The 12,332-nt window shown below is 69.8% G+C and carries 13 protein-coding genes; 6 read left to right on the top strand and 7 right to left on the bottom strand.

What is annotated here, in order from left to right; translation table 11 throughout:
* Positions 1 to 8: 8 nt before the first annotated feature.
* Positions 9 to 362, bottom strand: a complete 354-nt coding sequence (locus tag ACIBVN_RS21745) for a hypothetical protein (RefSeq protein WP_397138999.1) — start codon at positions 360 to 362, stop codon at positions 9 to 11.
* A 36-nt stretch (positions 363 to 398) separates the two neighbouring features.
* Between ACIBVN_RS21745 and ACIBVN_RS21740 the strand changes: the two genes are divergently transcribed.
* Entirely contained in the window at positions 399 to 1,592 is a 1,194-nt protein-coding gene (locus tag ACIBVN_RS21740) for a PP2C family protein-serine/threonine phosphatase (protein ID WP_397138998.1), read from the top strand.
* Positions 1,593 to 1,700: 108 nt separating this feature from the next.
* Here the strand turns inward: ACIBVN_RS21740 and ACIBVN_RS21735 are convergent, their stop codons facing one another.
* The 3 genes from ACIBVN_RS21735 to rho all read right to left on the bottom strand — a co-directional run bounded on the left by ACIBVN_RS21735 (position 1,701) and on the right by rho (position 5,827).
* The gene (locus ACIBVN_RS21735; protein ID WP_397138996.1) at positions 1,701 to 3,467 is read right to left on the bottom strand and encodes a S9 family peptidase; all 1,767 of its coding nucleotides are present in this window, start codon (positions 3,465 to 3,467) and stop codon (positions 1,701 to 1,703) included.
* Between the two features lie 162 nt (positions 3,468 to 3,629).
* Positions 3,630 to 4,652 (bottom strand): putative RNA methyltransferase, encoded by a 1,023-nt coding sequence (locus ACIBVN_RS21730; RefSeq protein ID WP_397138994.1) that lies wholly within the window; start codon positions 4,650 to 4,652, stop codon positions 3,630 to 3,632.
* Between the two features lie 71 nt (positions 4,653 to 4,723).
* Positions 4,724 to 5,827 carry a transcription termination factor Rho gene (rho, locus tag ACIBVN_RS21725; protein ID WP_397138992.1) on the bottom strand — a complete coding sequence of 368 codons (1,104 nt, stop codon included), beginning with the start codon at positions 5,825 to 5,827 and terminating at the stop codon, positions 4,724 to 4,726.
* 399 nt (positions 5,828 to 6,226) lie between these two features.
* Here rho and ACIBVN_RS21720 point away from each other — a divergent pair, with 399 nt between their 5' ends.
* From ACIBVN_RS21720 to ACIBVN_RS21710, 3 genes are read left to right on the top strand one after another with little or no spacing between them, the layout of a single operon-like run.
* Complete coding sequence (locus tag ACIBVN_RS21720) at positions 6,227 to 6,370, top strand: hypothetical protein (RefSeq protein WP_349453787.1); 144 nt, start codon at positions 6,227 to 6,229, stop codon at positions 6,368 to 6,370.
* A 9-nt stretch (positions 6,371 to 6,379) separates the two neighbouring features.
* Positions 6,380 to 7,123, top strand: coding sequence for an MBL fold metallo-hydrolase (locus tag ACIBVN_RS21715; protein ID WP_397138990.1), 744 nt, complete (start codon positions 6,380 to 6,382; stop codon positions 7,121 to 7,123).
* 26 nt (positions 7,124 to 7,149) lie between these two features.
* The gene (locus tag ACIBVN_RS21710; protein ID WP_397138989.1) at positions 7,150 to 8,043 is read left to right on the top strand and encodes a hypothetical protein; all 894 of its coding nucleotides are present in this window, start codon (positions 7,150 to 7,152) and stop codon (positions 8,041 to 8,043) included.
* Positions 8,044 to 8,046: 3 nt separating this feature from the next.
* Here ACIBVN_RS21710 and ACIBVN_RS21705 read toward each other — a convergent pair whose 3' ends face one another.
* Positions 8,047 to 9,918, bottom strand: a complete 1,872-nt coding sequence (locus ACIBVN_RS21705) for a nitrate- and nitrite sensing domain-containing protein (RefSeq protein ID WP_397138987.1) — start codon at positions 9,916 to 9,918, stop codon at positions 8,047 to 8,049.
* Positions 9,919 to 10,043: 125 nt separating this feature from the next.
* Between ACIBVN_RS21705 and ACIBVN_RS21700 the strand changes: the two genes are divergently transcribed.
* On the top strand, positions 10,044 to 10,424 hold the full coding sequence (locus tag ACIBVN_RS21700) for a hypothetical protein (protein WP_397138986.1): 381 nt from the start codon (positions 10,044 to 10,046) through the stop codon (positions 10,422 to 10,424).
* Position 10,425: 1 nt separating this feature from the next.
* On the opposite strand, the gene ACIBVN_RS21695 is transcribed toward ACIBVN_RS21700, so the two are convergent.
* Positions 10,426 to 10,782 carry a hypothetical protein gene (locus ACIBVN_RS21695; protein WP_397138984.1) on the bottom strand — a complete coding sequence of 119 codons (357 nt, stop codon included), beginning with the start codon at positions 10,780 to 10,782 and terminating at the stop codon, positions 10,426 to 10,428.
* Positions 10,783 to 10,856: 74 nt separating this feature from the next.
* Between ACIBVN_RS21695 and ACIBVN_RS21690 the strand changes: the two genes are divergently transcribed.
* Complete coding sequence (locus ACIBVN_RS21690) at positions 10,857 to 11,384, top strand: DUF6886 family protein (RefSeq protein WP_397138983.1); 528 nt, start codon at positions 10,857 to 10,859, stop codon at positions 11,382 to 11,384.
* Here ACIBVN_RS21690 and ACIBVN_RS21685 read toward each other — a convergent pair.
* Positions 11,359 to 12,321, bottom strand: coding sequence for a ketopantoate reductase family protein (locus tag ACIBVN_RS21685; RefSeq protein WP_397138981.1), 963 nt, complete (start codon positions 12,319 to 12,321; stop codon positions 11,359 to 11,361). The genes ACIBVN_RS21690 and ACIBVN_RS21685 overlap by 26 nt on opposite strands.
* Positions 12,322 to 12,332 lie beyond the last annotated feature (11 nt).

Genomic DNA, 12,332 nt, shown 5'->3' with positions numbered 1-12,332 from the left:
CCTTGGATTTACCCCAAGTCAGTGGGAAGTGTGGTAGGCACGTTGGGATGACTGCTTCTCCCCATGCGGTGCTCGCTGCGACCTTCGCGCCCGGTGAGACCGCTGTGACCGCTGCGATGAGGTTCACGCGCGAGGTGATGACCGCGTGGGCCACCGGCGGCATGCTCCACACCGCCGAGCAAGTCGCGGGAGACTTGGCCGAACAGGTCGCTGACGAGCCATTTGAGGTGATTTGGAAGCATTTTGGGGATGCCGTACAGGTGGAGTTGAGGCAGCGAAGCCTTTCCCAGGGTGATCCAAAAGCTCCTTCCGCGAATGTCGAAGAGTGGGGAGTCACTTTCACGGGCGATTCCCGTGTCCATTGGGCTAGGCTCACGCTACCTGGCTCCGCGGACAGAGTGGCAGCCGAATGGCTGGAGGAGAGCTCCAGGGGGCCACACTGGCTGGGGTTCCTCGCCGACGCCAGCGACCTGCTCGCGGGCACTCTCGACCCCGACATGGTCCCGGCCATCATCGCCCAGGTCGTGGTGCCTCGGTTGGCGAGCTGGTGCGCCGTCTACACCGCCGACAGCTCCGTCGGGCCGCTGCGGCTGGTCTACCTCTGGCACGCCGACGAGGCCAGGATCGACGGCCTGCGCGAGCAGCTCGCCGACATGGACGTCGCCGCCGCCGACACCAGGGTGACCTCGACCATCCACCTGACCGACTCGCAGGTGCTCGCCGTGCCGCTCATGGCGCGCGGGCGCGGCCTCGGCATGATGTGCCTGGGCCGGCCCGACCGCTTCCCCGACGAGGTCATCCAGTTCGCCGAGGACATCGGCAGGCGCGCCGCGCTGGCCATGGACAACGCCCGGCTCTACGCCCAGCAGGCCGCCGCCAACCGGGCGCTCCAGCGCAGCCTGCTGCCGCCCAACGAGCCCGAGGTCCCGGGGCTCGACTACGGCGTCATCTACGAGCCCGCCGGCGAGACCAACGAGGTCGGCGGCGACTTCTACGACCTGTTCAAGGCGGGCGACGACTCGTGGCGGTTCGCGATCGGCGACGTCTGCGGCACCGGCCCCGAGGCCGCCGCCGTGACCGGGCTGGCCCGCCACACGCTGCGATTGCTGGCCCGCGAGGGGTACGGCGTCGCGGCGGTGCTCGGGCGGCTCAACCAGGCGATCCTGGAGGAGGGCGAGCGCGCGAGGTTTCTCACGCTGCTGCACGGCGACATCACGCCCGTGGCCACCGGACTCGAGGTGCGCCTGGTCTCGGCCGGGCACCCCGAGGCGCTGCGGCTCAAGCCGAGCGGCAAGGTCGAGACGGTCACCACGCCGCAGTCGTTGCTGGGGGTCTTCCACGAGGTCGTGTTCGAGGCCGACACCGTGCATCTGGACCATGGCGACGTGCTGCTGGCCGTGACCGACGGGGTGACGGAGCGGCGCTCGGGCGGCCGGCTGCTCGACGACGAGGGCGGCCTGGCCAAGCTGCTGGCCGAGTGCGCGGGGCTGTCGGCCAGGGCGGTCGCGGAGCGCATCCGCAGGGGCGCGGCCGACTTCGCCTCGGAGCCGAGCCATGACGACCTGGCCATCCTGGTGCTGCGCGCCCGCTAGCCCCCTGCTCAATGACGCCTCCCTGTGACAGCGTGGGCGCATGCTGTCAACGGGATCGACCGACGATCAAGGCAGCCGGTCAGCCGACTTCTTACAGTGTGTTAAACGTCACTGTGGATTTACCCGCTTTCTGGCGAATTCGAGCTGGAGCGCGGTCTGCGCGATCCGCTGGGAGACCACCAGCGAGCCTTGGATGGCGTCGTAGGTGTAGATCTCGTAATCGCGCCCGTGGTCGGCGAGCTTGGCCACGTACTTCTCGATCTGGCGCAGCGGGCAGCGCGTGTCGTCCTCGCCCGCGAAGATCAGCAGCGGGCTCTTGACCTGGTCGACGTAGGTGATGGGGGAGCTGGCCGCGTACCGCTCCGGGTGCTCGTCGGGTGAGCCGCCGAGCAGCGCGCGGTGGTAGGCGCGCAGGCTCTCCGCCTCCTCCTCGTACGCGCTCTGATGGCAGGCGATCGGCGCCGCCGCGATGCCGGCCGCCCACAGGTCCGGCTGCGTGCCGAGGCCCAGCAGCGCCAGATAGCCGCCCCACCCCGAGCCGGACAGCACGATCTTGTCCTCGTCGGCGATGCCGCGATCGACCACGGACTGGCGTACGGCGGCCACATCGGCCAGCTCGATGTGCCCGACGTCGCCGTGCAGCGCGTCGCGCCAGGCGGAGCCGTACCCGGTCGAGCCCCGGTAGTTGACCCGCACCACCGCGAACCCCGCGTCCACCCAGGCGGCGACCTCGGGTGAGAACGCGTCTCGGTCGTGCGCCGTCGGGCCGCCGTGCAGCAGGAAGACCGTGGGGTACGGGGCGATGCCCACCTCGGGCTTGGAGACCAGCGCGTGAATGAGGCCGCCCTCGCCCTCGATGTCCATGTCCTCGACGGGGACGCTCGGCGGGGCGGGCGGGCCGCTCGGATTGACCACGACCTGGCCGTTGGTGGAGCGGATGACCGGCGGGCGCGAGGCGCTGGACCAGGAGTACTCGACGTGGCCGCCGGGCCGGGGGACCGCCTCGTCGATCACGCCGTGCGGCGTCTCGATGGGGGTCAGGCCGCCGCCCGCGAGGTCGTAGCGGTGCAGGTGGCTGCGGGCGCGGTGGTCGCGCTGGATGAGCAGGCCGCGACCGTCGTGGTACCACTCGGCGTTGAGGTCGCCGGAGTCCTTCAGCCAGATCTCGCGCTGCTCGCCGGTCACCGGGTCCCAGACCAGGGGCTCGTGGCGCTCGCGGCGCTCGTGCAGGGCGAGCAGGCGGCGGTCGCCCATGACCGGGGCGAACTTGAGGCCGGTGACGCCCTTGGTGGGGCCGTCGTACAGCTCGCCCACCGTGTGGCCGTTCTGGCGGACGACGCGGAGGGCCGGATGACGGAAGTCGCCATACTCTCCGTGATTTATCGCGATAAGTGAGCCGTCGAGGGACATGTCGGCTACCCAGGCGGCCTCGGTGTGCTCGTACAGGAGCCTGGCCGGCTCGCCGTCGCGTACGAGGTGGATTCTGAACGCGCCCTCGCTGGCCAGGGTGATCGCCGCGACGCCCGTCGCGGACAGGGCGATGCCGCCGGGCTGGCCCGGCGGCAGGTCGGGGGCGACCGGCTCGTTGGGGCCGCCGTTGAACGGCTGGCGCCACCACACGCCGAACTCGTCGCCCTCGGTGTCGGCGAACCAGTAGACCCACTGGCCGGTGGGGTCGACGGCCGCGTACGCGGTGCCCCTGGGGCGATCGGTGACCTGGCGGGTCGCGCCGGTCACGCGGTCCCAGGCGTAGACCTCCCAGGTGCCGGTGGCGTTGGAGCGGTAGATGGAGCGGTTCGGGGTCTGGCGCGCCCAGGACGGCAGCGTCATGCGCGACGCCCGGAACCTGGCCTGCCAGCGTTCCTCCGCCTTCATCCGGTGCGCCCCCTCCCTTTGCTGTCCCGCGCCTCCGGGCGAGGGATGTCGTCCAGTATTGCGCCTGTTCCGGAGAAATACTCAGGGAATGTGGGGGAATTTCGGACTAAATGCCCCATCAGTAACACCAGTCGCACATGTCCGTCAAGAAACGGATCTTGATCAGGTTACCGGCTCGAAGATAGACAGATGAAACGACGCTTGCGTTGCTACATTTTGCTGTCTTTTCGCGACATTCCGGGAGATAAATCCCGCGATTCGCCGGGTTAGGTCGTTCGTGTCGGTATGCCACGCACTTGGACCCATCCCGACTACCTGCGCGATGTCGTCATGTCCCAGCTCCATCTCGAAATCGATCGAGCGCCGCTCCGACTCCACGAAGCCCTCCAGGCTGCGCGCCAGCCTGCGCTCCTTCTCCTCGTCCACGGAGAGCAGGCCGAGCTCCTCGACGAGCGGGCTCAGGTGCCGCCTGGCCGGGGTCACGACCACCGCGACGCCGCCGGGCCGCAGGATCCTCCTGAACTCGGGCCCGTTCCTGGGCGCGAACACGTCGATCACCACGTCGGCCACCCCGTCCCTGATGGGGAGCGGGCGCCACACGTCGGCCACGAACGCCCCTGCCCTGGGATGCACCCGCGCCGCCCGGCGTACAGCGTGCTTCGATACATCGAACGCCATCCCGATGCCATCGTTGACCGCGTTGAGCGCGGCCGCCAGGTAGTGCCCGGTGCCCGCGCCCGCGTCGACGATCAACGGCGCGGCCCTGCCCGCCGCGCGACGACCGCCGGCTGTTTCCGGCTCGTCCGCGAGACCTTGTGGTCCTGCGCCGAAACCGGCCTCCACTCCCGCCCCACGGTACGCCCTCAACTCCGCGCCGTCATTCGTTTCGGTGGAGTACTCACGTTTAGCTGGAACGTTCTCGCCGCAGGCGTACTTTCGCACCGTTTCTGCCACTGCGTCTTGTAGCGGGGCGTAGTGGCCCGCGTCGAGAAATCGTGCCCTGGCGGCCACCATCTCGGGACTGTCGGCCGTTCCCGGGGGTTTGTTGCCTACGAGCAGACTGACGTAGCCCTGCTTTGCCACGTCGAACGCATGCCCCTTGGCGCACCGCAGCGCGTCGGCGTCGAGCCGCACGTCGGCTCGGCATACGGGGCAGACGAGGTATTCGACGATGTCGGCCAGCATGCCGCCATTCTCGTCGACCGCCCTGGGACCCTTCCCCACGGGGGGACTCCGGCGCGCAGATGGGCACAGGGTCAGGCGGCGGCAGCCTGGAGGAGGAAGGCGGCGTTGGAGGGGGTGGAGCGGAGCTTGTCGATGAGGGCCTCGAGCCCTTGCTGCTTGTCCAGCCCCGTGAGCATCCGGCGTAGCCGCCACACCACCTGCCGCTCCTCCGTGTGCAGCAGGATCTCCTCCCGCCGGGTCCCGGAGGCGTCCAGGTCCACGGCCGGGAACAGCCGGCGCTCGGCGAGTTCGCGGACGAGGTGCAGCTCCATGTTCCCCGTCCCCTTGAACTCCTCGTACAGGTTGTTGTCCATCCGCGAGCCCGTGTCCACCAGCGCGGTGGCGAGGATGGTGAGGGAGCCGCCGCCCTCCACGTTGCGGGCGGCGCCGAAGAAGCGCTTGGGCGGGTACAGGGCCCCGGCGTCGATCCCGCCGGTGAGCACCCGGCCGCCGCCGGGCGCCAGGTTGTTGTACGCCCGCCCCAGCCGGGTCAGCGAGTCGAGCAGCAGGACGACGTCCTGCCCGGACTCCACGAGCCGCTTGGCCCGTTCGACGGCCAGCTCGGCGACGGCGGCGTGGTCGCGGTCGGGGTGGTCGAAGGTCGAGTAGAAGACCTCGCCGGAGATCGTGGCGCGCATCTCGGTGACCTCCTCGGGCCGCTCGCCCACGAGGACCACCATGAGGTGCACCTCGGGGTGGTTGCGGGCGATCCCGGCGGCCAGCGCCTGCAGGACCATGGTCTTGCCGGCCTTGGGCGGGGCGACGATGAGGCCGCGCTGTCCCTTGCCGATGGGCGCGAACAGGTCGACGACGCGCGTGCTGAGCGACTCGGTCTCGATGTTGAGCCGCTCGGTGGGATGTACGGGTGTCAGCTCGGCGAAGCGGGGCCGCTCGCGCCACTGCGCGGCGCCGTTGACCGACGTGACGCCGGCCAGCTTGTTGCCGGCGAACGACGCGACGACGTGGTCGCCGGGCCGCAGGTCGAACTGCCGTACCTTGTCGGGCGGAACGCGGACGTCACCGGGTCCGGGCAGGTGGCCGGCCCGGATGAACGCGGACTTGTCGCGTACGTCCAAGAGGCCCGCAACCTGGCGGACGGGCACGTCCGCACGCTGTTCAGGAATGTGTACAGACATGGTGAACCCCTTTGGGGGAGACGCGCCTGACCAGAGCAAGGCGCGATGGTGAGAAAGGAAGTCGGGCCCTGGAGACAAGCCCGGGGCGGGACTCAGATGAAGAACCAGCGGAGCGGAAGCTCAACGCTTGGTGGCAAGATACCACACCATCTGACCCAGTAAACGCCTAGCCCTCTTGGGCTATTCCCGGGCCGTTCTCGGAGTTTCTCCGACGGTCGCGGGACGGGGCGCGTGACAATGTTCTTCTCGGCACCGTACTGCGAGGAAAATTACCGCGCCCGGTGTACCGGAGGGCACAGAACCCCCATCGACGCAGCGTCATCGTGTCAAGTGGCATGCAGGACCCCTGCAACTCGGTGAGGGTTCCATAGGACAAACAGAACTCCTTGGGGGAGCACCATGAAGACCGTCAACCGCTGCCCGCGGTGCCACCACGAGCTCGACGAAGGCCCGATCATGTACAGGTGCGCGCACTGCTGCCGCGCCGTCTACGCCGCCGACCTCGAGAACGAGTTCGTTCCGCTCGAGCCCGTAGCCGCCTAATCTGGGCGAATGCCGCATAAGCCGATAATTGCCGTGTCCGGCGTCGAGGTGACACCGCTCTGCGACGCCGTGGGCCCCATGGGAGCGGCGATCCGCCGCCCGCTCGCCGAGATGTTCCCCGGTTCCGGGCTCCAGGACGAGCCGTGGGTCCTGCACTTCCACTGCTATCTGATCCGCGACGCGGCCGGTCGGCTGACCCTGGTCGACACCGGCATCGGTGGCACGGACTCGCCGGCCGCGAGTTGGGCGCCGGTTCCTGGAACGCTGGCGGGCGAGCTGGCCGCCGCGGGCGTCGCGCCCGCCGAGATCGGCACCGTCGTCCTCACCCACCTGCACAGCGACCACTCCAGCGGAGTGGTGACCGATGGCAGGCCGGCGTTCGAGAACGCGCGATACGTGCTCCAGCAGGCCGAGCTGGACGCCGCGGCGGGGCCGGTGCTCGACCGGCTGGTGACCCCGATCAAGGATCAGCTGCACGTGGTCGAGGGCGAGGCCGAGGTCTCGCCGGGAGTCCACGTGCACCACGCGCCCGGCCACACCCCGGGCCACCAGATCGCCAGGGCCGGCGAGGTGGCCATGACCGGCGACCTCGTGCTCCACCCCGTGCAGCTCGACGACCCCGCCATCCGGTACGTCTACGACGACGACCAGGAGACGGCCGCGCGCACCCGCGCGGAGGTGCTCGGCGGGCTCAGGGCCGAGCGGGCGATTCTCGCCACCGCTCATTTCGGCGAGCCGTTCCTGCGTCTTTGACGGACTTGCAGGCACGATGGGTAGCCATGAAGACACACATTGTGACCGGCGTCGCTCTCGGCGCCGTTCTGGTGTTCTCGCCGGCAGCGTCGGCCGCGCCCACGCCTGATCTCTCGGGCGCCGTCTACGCGGGACTCGGAAATCAGCTCACCCGGTACGCGAACGGCGAGTGGAGCACGCTCGCCCAGGTCGGTGCCACGCCGCAGTTCGCCGCGTCGCCCGACGGCACGAAGGCGGCCTGGGTGACGGAAGACGGTGACCTCCGGGTCAGGGAGGGCGACAGGACCACCACGCTCGCGAGCGGGCTCCAGGGCGGCACACCGTGCCTGACCCCGGTCTGGTCCGCCGACTCGAGCAGGGTGGCCTACCCGGCCCAGGGCGACGTGATCATGGCCGCCAAGGCCGACGGCAGCGCCGCCCCGCAGGAGCTGGGCGCCTCCCCGGGCGTCTGCCATCTCGCCTGGTCGGCCGACGGCCGCTACCTCGCGGGCTACAACACTCAGGGCGACGGCCTCTACCGGCTCGACGCCAAGACCGGCCAGAGCATTCCGGCCAAGGGCGTCAAGTACATCAACCACGTGCAGAGCCTGTCGCCCGACGGCAGCAAGGCGGTCGTCTCGTTCCCGGAGAGCCCGCAGACGCTCGGCGACGGCACCTGGCCCGCCTCGTTCAAGCCCGTCGTGCTCGACATCGCGACGGGCAAGAAGCAGCGGCCGGCGGTCAAGGGCAAGCAGATCGGGGCCTTCTACCTGCCGGACGGGCGCCTCGTGGTGCGCACGGCCGGCACGCGCGGCCAGTCAGGGACCGGCAACCCCGCGCACAACTCGCTGGTCGTGCTCGACAAAGCGGGGCAGCCGGTCGAGCGGATCGCCGAACCGTCCAAGGCCAGGAGGCAGGCGCTGCTCCAGGTCCTGTCGTAGCGGCTAGCGCCCGCTCATGACCGGCTGATCGGCCAGGAGCGAGGCGGGCAGGGCGATCATCGCGGTCAGGCCACCGTACGGGGAGGACGTGAGGGTGACCTTGATGCGGTGCCTGGCCGCGAGCCTGCCCACCACGAACATGCCGAGCCGGTCGCTCTGCGCCAGGTCGAACTCCGGCATCTTGGCCAGCCTCTCGTTGAGCTCGTCCAGCTCGGCACGGGGCAGGCCGAGGCCGCGGTCCTCGATCTCGATCATGAGGCCGTGCGTCGTGGTCGCGCTGCGCACGTCCACCTTGGTCTGGGGCGGCGAGAAGAGCGTGGCGTTCTCGATCAGCTCGGCCACCAGGTGGGCCACGTCCGTGACCACCGCGCCGAGCAGCGCGACCGGCGGCGGCTGGAGGATCTCGACCCGCTCGTACTCCTCCACCTCCGCCACGGCGGCGCGCAGCACGTCGAGCATGGGCACCGGGTTGCGCCAGCCGCGGCCAGGAGCCTGGCCCGACAGGATGATGAGGCTCTCGGCGTGCCTGCGCATGCGAGTGGTGAGGTGGTCGAGCTTGAACAGGTCCGCCAGCTCCTCCGGCTCCTCCGTCGCCCGCTCCATGCTGTCGAGCTGGAGCAACTGCCGGTGGAGCAGAGACTGGTTGCGCCTGGCCAGGTTCACGAAGACCTGGCTGACACCGTGCCGGAGCCGGGCCTGGCTCACCGCGGCCTCGACCGCCGTGGACTGCACGTCGTTGAACGCCTGGACGATGTCGCTGATCTCGGAGGTGCGGGTCTTGACCTCGATCGTGGCGACCTCTTCGACGGTGGGCGGGGCCACGTTCGTGCGCAGCCGCTTGACCAGGCCGGCCAGGCGCACCTCGGCCAGCTCTGTGGCGGCGTCGCGGAGCCCGGCCAGCTCGCGCACCAACCGCTTGCGGAAGCGCAGCGAGAGCATGATCGAGGCGACGACGGCGATCAGGCCCAGCCCGCCCGCCACGCCGACCTTGACCAGCATGCCGATGGCCGTCGGCGTCACCCGCTTCACCAGGCTCTGCACGGCCACGGTCTGGTTGCGCTCGACCGCCGCCCACAGGTTCTGGCCGTCGATGGGCCAGGTGGCGGCCGTGGCGGGCAGGCCGTTCAGGACCGCCTGGCCCCGGATGGCGTCCTCGGCGGCCAGGAACTCCTTGTAGACCGGCGACGCGACCAGCCGCTCGTACGGCCTGCGCAGGCCGGTGTCCAGATGCGAGAGCGCCTGGGAGAGCAGCAGCCGCCTGGTGGCCACCAGGCCCGTGAACGCCTCGTGCTCCCGGGCCTCCACCCGGCCCTTGGACAGCACGATCGAGATCAGGGCCCGCTCCCTGGACAGCATGTCCTTGGCCTCGCCCAGCATGTTCACGGCCCGAGCCTGCTTGTAGAGAGCCATTTCCGGCATCAGGACCATGGCGTCGTACAGGCGGAAGGACGCGTCCACGATCTGGCTGTAGGCGTCGATCACGTCGAGCGGCGCGACGGTGGTGGCGTCCACGTCGCGGCGGACGTCCGCGAGATGGTCGAGCTTGGCGTTGAGAGCGGTGAGCTGCCCGGTCATCTCGGGCGGCAGGTCGCGCAGGGTCCTGGACAGCGCGCGGAACGTGGTCACGGCCTTGTCCGTGTCACCGCGCTGCTTGGCCACCTTGTCCGCGCCCTGGCCGGTGACCAGGAAATCCACGGACGCCAGCCGCTCGTCCTGCAGCTCGACGTTGATCCGCTCCGACGGTTCGGCCAGCTTGGTCGCCAGGTCGTCGATGCTCAGCAGGCGCATACTGTCGCCGCCGGTCAGGCCGGCGGCGAACGCCCACAGGCCCACCAGGGAGACCAGGGGGACGAGCAGGAGAACGAAAAGCTTCACTGCGATGGGACGGCCACGCGTGGGGGGCATGCGACCTCCGGGTGCATGATGAGATCGACTCGCAGATTACACCCCCCTTTGGAAGGATTTCTGTGCGTCTTCCGCGTTCATTCTCCGGTTGGACGATGGCGGTCTTCGGATTCCTCGCCTTCGTGCTCGGTCTGCTGGGGCTGATCTCGCCCGACACCTTGCTGGCCATGCTGGGTTTTGAGGTGGTCGACGTGCGGCCCGCCGGGGACTACACGCTCGTCTATATGGCCGCCTCCTCGATGGCGGCAGTGAACATGGGCGTTTATTACGTTTTCGCGGCTTCGGCGAACTACACGCCGTTCTTCCGCTGGACGGTGCCGTTCAGGCTGGTGACGTTCGCGGTCTTCACCACGCTGGTGCTGACCGGGGCGGCGCCGGGCGAGTTCTTCGGCGTCGGGCTCTGGGAGGGGTTGGGGGCGCTGATCACCGGCTTCGCGCTCTGGCGCGAGGGCAACCTGCTGCCCTCGCGCCAGTGAGTCACGGCCCCGTGTCCTCGGAGCCGCGCGCGACGAGTCGGTCGCCGGGTTCTGGGCTGTGTTCCAGCCGCCGCTCCAGCTCTCGCTTCTCGTCCTCCAGCCGGGCCACCCGGCTGGAGGCCTCGGCCCTGGCGCCGCGTAGCGCGCGGCGGCGCCTGGCGGACCTTCGCGAGCCCGAGCCCATCAGCCAGAGTCCCAGCAGCAGCACGGCCGCGGCGGCCGCACCCGCGAGGAACATCTCCACCTGATTGGGCTCGAAGGTATATCCGAACAGGATGTACCTGGCGCTGTCCTCTGTCAGGACCAAGACGATCGCGCCGCCGGCGAGCAGGACCAAGATCAGTCCAAGCAGGATCATCCAACTCACCCCTTGTCGTCAGAGCCCGCTTCAACTTCCCCGGGACCGCCGGTGTATGCGCCATGATTGCGTTCATGCGGCCTGAACCGGGGCAGGTGCTCCACTTCTCCGAGGACCCGACGATCAAGCGGTTCGTCCCGCACGTGGCGCCGACGTCCAGTTTCAAGGAGGCGTACGTGTGGGCGGTCGGTCACGACCGCTGCCCCGACTATTGGTTTCCGCGCGCGTGCCCGCGTGCCATGGCCTGGGTCGGGCCGCGCACCAGCGAGGAGGACGCGGCCCGGATCATCGGCGCGGGATGCGGCGAGCGGGTGCACGCCATCGAGTACCGCTGGCTGCAGGCGCTCAAGGAGGTGCGGCTGTTCGCCTACCGCCTCCCGGCGGAGCACTTCAAGCCCATCGGTGACCCGCCGACCGCCGTGGTGTCCACGGTCCCCGTGACGCCGCTCGGCCCGCCCGAGCAGGTCGGGGACCTGTTCGAGCTGCACGAAGGGGCGGGGATCCAGCTCAGGGTGCTGCCCAGCCTCTGGCCGTTCTGGGAAGAGGTGATCGCCAGCACCCTCGAGTTCAGCGGTATCAGGCTGCGGAACGCCCGTCGGTGAGCGCCAGCAGGGTCTCCAGCGGCATCGAGCCCGGCGGCCGCTTCTCCTTGGCGAACCTGTTGGCCTCGCGCCGCAGCACCTCGTTGACCGGGGTGGGCACGCCGTGCAGGCGGCCGAGCAGCACGATCTCGCCGTTGAGGTAGTCGGCCTCGATCGAGCCGCTGCTCCTCGCCAGGCTCTGCCACGACGAGCCGCCGCCGCGGGCGATGCCGTCGATGGGCCGCACGTCCACCTTGCGACCGCGCACTTCGGCCTCCTCCTCGGGCGTCGAGTACGCGATCCCGGCCTCGTCCAGCACGGCCCTGGCCTCGGCCCTGGCCCGCTCGACCACGTCCGCCATGCCGGGGACGTGGCCGAGGAGCGCCTCCACGGCGTTGCCGAGGTTGCTGATCAGCTTGCCGTGCTTCCAGCGCATGACGTCGGGCTGGGCCAGGCCCACGAGGCCGCGCTTGCTCAGGTCGTCGGCGATCCGCTGGGCGAGCTCGTCCACACCCTGGGGATAGCGCCCGACGTGCAGCATGCCGGAGTACGGATGCGCGTGCGCGGCCACGACACCCGGCTCCAGGTGCTGCGAGGGCAGCCACACGCACATGCCGTAAACGCGCTCAAAGCGCCGCAGAACGGTGCGCTCGTTGTCCACGCCGTTCTGGGCGCACACCACGGGCAGATCAGACGGCCAGCCGTCGAGCGCGGCGATCGTGTCCTGCGACTTGGTGGCCACGACCAGCACGTCGTCGTCGCGCGCCGGCACGGGGCCGTCGGCGGTGGGGATGTCGAGGGTCTCGGATGCCTCGGGCGTGATCAGGCGCAGGCCGTCGCGCTTGAGCGCCTCGTAATGGGCGCCTCTCGCGATGAGGAGGACATCGTGCCCGCCCTGGTGGAGGCGGGCGCCGATGGTGCCGCCGACTGCTCCTGCTCCGATCACTATGTAGCGCATTGTCCAAGGAT

It is taken from the genome of Nonomuraea sp. NPDC049400, assembly GCF_044466425.1.
GTDB lineage: Bacteria > Actinomycetota > Actinomycetes > Streptosporangiales > Streptosporangiaceae > Nonomuraea.
This window is presented reverse-complemented; position numbering and strand designations above follow the sequence as displayed.

Bases quoted from the DNA above. Each gene is read 5' to 3' on its own strand.
- ACIBVN_RS21745 (WP_397138999.1), bottom strand. From the start codon at position 362: ATGGACACGGGAATCGCCCGTGAAAGTGACTCCCCACTCTTCGACATT.
- ACIBVN_RS21735 (WP_397138996.1), bottom strand. From the start codon at position 3,467: ATGAAGGCGGAGGAACGCTGGCAGGCCAGGTTCCGGGCGTCGCGCATG.
- ACIBVN_RS21730 (WP_397138994.1), bottom strand. From the start codon at position 4,652: ATGCTGGCCGACATCGTCGAATACCTCGTCTGCCCCGTATGCCGAGCC.
- rho (WP_397138992.1), bottom strand. From the start codon at position 5,827: ATGTCTGTACACATTCCTGAACAGCGTGCGGACGTGCCCGTCCGCCAG.
- ACIBVN_RS21720 (WP_349453787.1), top strand. From the start codon at position 6,227: ATGAAGACCGTCAACCGCTGCCCGCGGTGCCACCACGAGCTCGACGAA.
- ACIBVN_RS21715 (WP_397138990.1), top strand. From the start codon at position 6,380: ATGCCGCATAAGCCGATAATTGCCGTGTCCGGCGTCGAGGTGACACCG.
- ACIBVN_RS21710 (WP_397138989.1), top strand. From the start codon at position 7,150: ATGAAGACACACATTGTGACCGGCGTCGCTCTCGGCGCCGTTCTGGTG.
- ACIBVN_RS21700 (WP_397138986.1), top strand. From the start codon at position 10,044: ATGGCGGTCTTCGGATTCCTCGCCTTCGTGCTCGGTCTGCTGGGGCTG.
- ACIBVN_RS21695 (WP_397138984.1), bottom strand. From the start codon at position 10,782: ATGATCCTGCTTGGACTGATCTTGGTCCTGCTCGCCGGCGGCGCGATC.
- ACIBVN_RS21690 (WP_397138983.1), top strand. From the start codon at position 10,857: ATGCGGCCTGAACCGGGGCAGGTGCTCCACTTCTCCGAGGACCCGACG.
- ACIBVN_RS21685 (WP_397138981.1), bottom strand. From the start codon at position 12,321: ATGCGCTACATAGTGATCGGAGCAGGAGCAGTCGGCGGCACCATCGGC.